Source organism: Limosilactobacillus walteri (assembly GCF_014830205.1).
Classification (GTDB): domain Bacteria; phylum Bacillota; class Bacilli; order Lactobacillales; family Lactobacillaceae; genus Limosilactobacillus; species Limosilactobacillus walteri.
Window position 1 is genome coordinate 1 of record NZ_QORN01000056.1, and the last position, 592, is coordinate 592.

The 592-nt window shown below is 48.8% G+C and carries 6 tRNA genes; all 6 read right to left on the minus strand.

From position 1 onward, the window contains the following. Positions 1–4 precede the first annotated feature (4 nt). Positions 5–89 (minus strand) — tRNA-Leu (locus tag DTK66_RS10505). A 14-nt stretch (positions 90–103) separates the two neighbouring features. Further along, positions 104–174 (minus strand) — tRNA-Cys (locus DTK66_RS10510). A 33-nt stretch (positions 175–207) separates the two neighbouring features. After that, positions 208–282 (minus strand) — tRNA-His (locus tag DTK66_RS10515). Between the two features lie 17 nt (positions 283–299). Next, positions 300–370, minus strand: a tRNA-Trp gene (locus DTK66_RS10520). Positions 371–376: 6 nt separating this feature from the next. Beyond that, a tRNA-Tyr gene (locus tag DTK66_RS10525) sits at positions 377–459 on the minus strand. Between the two features lie 5 nt (positions 460–464). Then, a tRNA-Phe gene (locus DTK66_RS10530) sits at positions 465–537 on the minus strand. Positions 538–592: the final 55 nt, after the last annotated feature.

Here is a 592-nt window from a genome sequence, read left to right on the forward strand (position 1 = left end):
AATATGCCTCCGGTGGGGGTCGAACCCACACTCCCTCAACGGGAACTGGATTTTGAGTCCAGCGCGTCTGCCAATTCCGCCACAGAGGCATCAGCTAACTAAAAGGTGGTAATCGGATTTGAACCGATGCTAAAGGTTTTGCAGACCTCTGCCTTACCACTTGGCTATACCACCAAATAGTTAAGATTAAGTTTTACTTAATCAAAGGGCGGTATGTGGGATTTGAACCCACGCGTGCCGGACCCACAAACCGGTGTGTTAACCAAACTTCACCAATACCGCCAAAATATTCAGTTAAGCAGGGATAGTAGGAATCGAACCCACAATGACGGTTTTGGAGACCGTAGTTATACCGTTTAACTATATCCCTATAAAATGGGGGAGAGTGGATTCGAACCACCGAACCCGAAGGAACGGTTTTACAGACCGTCGCGTTTAGCCAGACTTCGCTACTCCCCCATAAATGGCGCGGGACGGAATCGAACCGCCGACACACGGAGCTTCAATCCGTTGCTCTACCAACTGAGCTACCGAGCCATAGTGTCATGGGTATTTAGCAACATTAATGTTGCTAATGGAGGATACAGGGCTC